The following is a 3,702-nucleotide window of genomic DNA, read 5'->3' as shown; positions in this document are numbered from 1 at the left end:
GTGCCCAGAACTGGATTCGAACCAGCACACCGTTGCCGGCGCTGCGACCTGAACACAGTGCGTCTACCAATTTCGCCATCTGGGCATCCCTGGTTTTGTGTTCGGGATGGCAAAGGTAAATCATTCCCCGAACTTTCCAAATCTTCATCAAAAAAAATTATCCCGCACGAAAACACCCGTAATCATTCTCGAAATCCGTGAGGTCGCATTCAAGGGATGCGCGGTCCCAATTTGCCGTGTTCGCCGCGGCTTCGTAGGTGGATTGCAGGAATGCGAGCAAAGTTTTTTCGGGGTTGGATGATTGCTGCACTACTGCATAAGGTAACAAGAATTCTCCCAGCTCTTTGCTCCAGTACGCACCCTCCGGCTTTACCGGCTGATCCGCGAACCCCTCGGGCCCGGGATACGCATAACTGTAAAACGCGGCCTGCGGAAAGTATTCGCTGCCGGGCCAGAAGCCGCAGGAGCTCACTTCCTTCGAATATGCTTCCTGCATCACGCGGGCGGGCAGGTTGGGCGCCGTGCCCGTGTGCAAAGGAGCATCACGGCCGGAAAAGCGTGTCACCGCCAGGTCGAACGCGCCCCAGAAAAAGTGGACAGGGCTCACCTTCCCCGTAAACCGCGCCCGGAACCGCGTAAACACAATATGGATATTCACCATCGCCCGCCAGCAATCCTCCATCTTATAGGCGTCGTACGAACGGTTGTCGTAATCCAGCTCAAACGGCACCGCGTTTTCCAGCTCGCTCGGCATGGTGAAAATCTCAACATCCACCTCCAGCTGCTTCAACTTTTCAAACACCGCATGATAGAAATCCGCGACCGCCATCGGCCGCAACTCGAGCGACTCCTGCCGCCCCTCGCTCGTCGCGATCCGCAACCGGTGATGCACGAAAGCGAAATCCACCTGGAAAAGCCCCCGGTCATATGGCATGCTGCCGGTCGACAAGCCCGTGGGGCTCACCGAAAGCGTCACATGCCAGGAATGATTGAGCCAGGGCATCTTCCGCAAACGGATCTTGCCGATCACCTGCGTCCAGCGGTGGACGGTCGCCAGTGTTTCTTTCCAGGAATCATAATCCAGAACGGGCCATTTTGTAAGCATACACATCGTTTTGTCCTATCTAAAACAATCCGCGCGCCTTTTGGTTCTTGAAAGCAGGAACAGCCGCCCATGGTACGATCCACTGGCGGCTGTTCTTTTTCGTTGCGGGTTGCCTCACGCTATATCGTAAACCGGAAATAGCACCAGCAGCTCCACGCGCAGTAACGGTCGCCGATCTTGGCCCGAACGCGCCAGCGGCCTGGTTGGGCGCCCACGAAATTGTAGTTGAAGCTCGTGCCCGTAATGCCATGGTATACCGCGAAATTCCGGAAGCTCTGCGCCGCCCATTGCCCGGCGTTCACCGCGCCGTAAGCGTCGATCTCGATGCTGTACGTAGCACCAGGAATATTCACCGGCAGCCATTTGAACGTCATCGTCCGGGGATAGTGGTTGAACACGCTGGCATCCGCCGGCTCCAGCGCACGGGGCACCGCGCCTTTCCACCAGGTCAGCGTGGGGTCGCCGAGGATGCTCATGCCGTAGAACCACTGCCGCTCGCCGAGGTCGTGATCGGTGCCGCGCGCCTTCCACCAGTCCACCATCGCGTCGCCGATGCATTTGCCCTTGCCGATGGGATCGTAGAAATCAGCAAAGAAGAGCATCGAGCCGGTTTTGGTGCTGCCTACCGCCGTGAGGCCGTAATTGGTTTCCCCGCCGGCTTTGTCGAAAATATACCAGCCGCCCAGGTAGTCGTTCTGCGTGAAACGTGCCGTACTGCAGCAGAACAGGTTGTAGAAATGCGCGTTCGGCGCGCGCTCGTCGCGGAAATAGGCGCGGTCGATCCACTCGGTGGTGCCGCTGGAAGGGATGTGGAAAGAATGTACGTGCGGCGACGAATGGGAGCACAGCTGCACGAAGGAGCGCATCTTGTTCACCTCCGTTTTGTACAAATCCGCATCGGTGATGTTGGGGTTGGTGTATTTGGTAATGAAGGAAGAGGGGGTCATCAGGTCCATTTCGCAGTCATCGAAGCTGGTCCAGTCGTCTTCCACATACACCAGCGCGCTCCGGCTATGGCCGAGGTTGCCGGTGCGGAAAAGGTGGTTGCGGTCGAAGTAATTGTTCAGCAGCGCCACATCGTTGCCGCCGGATGTGGGCGTCCACATGCGGCCGATCCAGATCTCGGGCGTAACGTCGCCGGAAACGGCGTTGTACTTACCGTCGGCATCCGTGTCGGTCCAGGTGCCGTTGGTGTCCATGTAAAAAAGGTCGCAGGGGAACTCGGTGCTGGCGCCATGGAAATCGTTGCTCATCTCGAACCAGGCCACCGGGATGGCGCCTACCATTACGGCGCCCACGGGGCTCTTGCTGCGGATGTAATTGCGGATGAAGGCCGGCTTGCCGCCGTTTACGACATGCACCGTGGCCCAGTAGCCATCGCGGGCGAGGTCGAGCACGTAGCGGTCGGTACGCTCTTTGGTGGCGGCATACACGTCTTTATGCACGAGCACCAGCACTTTGCCCCGCGAGAAGCGCAGCCAGGAATAAGTGTTCAGGTAGCTTTCGTGCTGGGGCGCGGCGGGCCGGGGCTTTTCCTCGATCAGCGGCGCCATCTCCAGGATGTTTTTGTTGAGTTGCGCATATTCGGCGAAAGAGCTGAGGCGGATCTTGTTGGGATCCATCAGCTGGAGGTTGCGCACGCTTTGATAGGCCTGCGCCAGTTTGTAATTGCGGCCCACGGCCTGCATGTTGAAAACGGTCCGGTCCTGCAGTACCTGCGTACGCACGGTGGCCAGGTTGGAAAGACTTTGTTTTTCTCCGGCGATGGGACCGCCTTTTTGGGGTTGCTTTTCGTTGGACATTTCAATGCTTTTTTTGAGGTGAAACAACGCCTCAAAAGTACACCAGTGCATGTCCGCTGAACAGGTAGCAAATACGGGAGTTTTTCCGTAGAAATACGTCGGTGTTGGTTGCGGGATGTACGGCCTACGGCTGTTTTACGGCTTCCCACCAATGCTGTGAAGGGAGGGGCTGGTGGAGGTAAAACGTTTCCCCGATCCTGGGCGTGGCCAGGGGCATGCCGGCTTTGGCGGCCTCGGCGGCGGTACGTTTCACGGGCTCGTCCCAGGGATGGAAAGCAAGGGCGAATTTGCCCCAGTGGACGGGCAGGAGCGCCCTGGCGCGGAGGTCTTCCGCGGCGCGTACCGCTTCTTCCGGCATCATGTGGATGGCGGCCCATTGCTCGTTGTATTGCCCGGTTTCGAGGACCGCCAGGTCGAAGGGGCCAAACGCGTCCCCGATGGCTTTGAAATGCGGGCCGTAACCCGAATCCCCGCCGATGTAGATCTTTTCCGTTGCAGAGGCCAGTACGTAGGAGGACCACAGCGACTCATTTCTCTTCACCCCGCGCCCCGAAAAATGCCGTGCCGGCGCCGCCGTAAGCCGGAGCCCCTCGGGCAGTTCCGTACTTTGCCCCCAGTCCATTTCGGTGATGACGCCCGCCGGGATACCGCAGCGCACCAGGTCGGGTTTCACGCCGAGCCCTGTGTACACCAAACGGATCTTGTGCCTGAGCTGGTGCAGCGTGCGGCTGTCGAGATGGTCGTAGTGGTTGTGGGTGATGATGAGCACATCGATATCGGGCATGTCGGCCGCGC

At 58.7% G+C, this 3,702-nt stretch carries 3 protein-coding genes and 1 tRNA gene; all 4 read right to left on the bottom strand.

The window, feature by feature from the left end; translation table 11 throughout:
• Nucleotide 1 precedes the first annotated feature (1 nt).
• Nucleotides 2–85, bottom strand: a tRNA-Leu gene (locus tag Q0510_RS10590).
• Between the two features lie 72 nt (nt 86–157).
• Entirely contained in the window at nt 158–1,105 is a 948-nt protein-coding gene (locus Q0510_RS10585; RefSeq protein WP_298710951.1) for a DUF5996 family protein, read from the bottom strand.
• Nucleotides 1,106–1,224: 119 nt separating this feature from the next.
• Nucleotides 1,225–2,907, bottom strand: a complete 1,683-nt coding sequence (locus Q0510_RS10580; protein WP_298710948.1) for a C25 family cysteine peptidase — start codon at nt 2,905–2,907, stop codon at nt 1,225–1,227.
• 124 nt (nt 2,908–3,031) lie between these two features.
• The coding region (locus Q0510_RS10575) for an MBL fold metallo-hydrolase (RefSeq protein WP_298710945.1) at nt 3,032–3,702 on the bottom strand (671 nt) is incomplete at its 5' end.

The organism is uncultured Chitinophaga sp., from assembly GCF_937874145.1.
GTDB lineage: Bacteria > Bacteroidota > Bacteroidia > Chitinophagales > Chitinophagaceae > Chitinophaga.
Note: the sequence above shows the minus strand (reverse complement) of the source record. Positions and strands in the feature narration are given on the sequence as shown.

Coding starts and splice junctions, on each gene's coding strand:
- Q0510_RS10585 (WP_298710951.1), bottom strand. CDS start 1,105: ATGCTTACAAAATGGCCCGTTCTGGATTATGATTCCTGGAAAGAAACA.
- Q0510_RS10580 (WP_298710948.1), bottom strand. CDS start 2,907: ATGTCCAACGAAAAGCAACCCCAAAAAGGCGGTCCCATCGCCGGAGAA.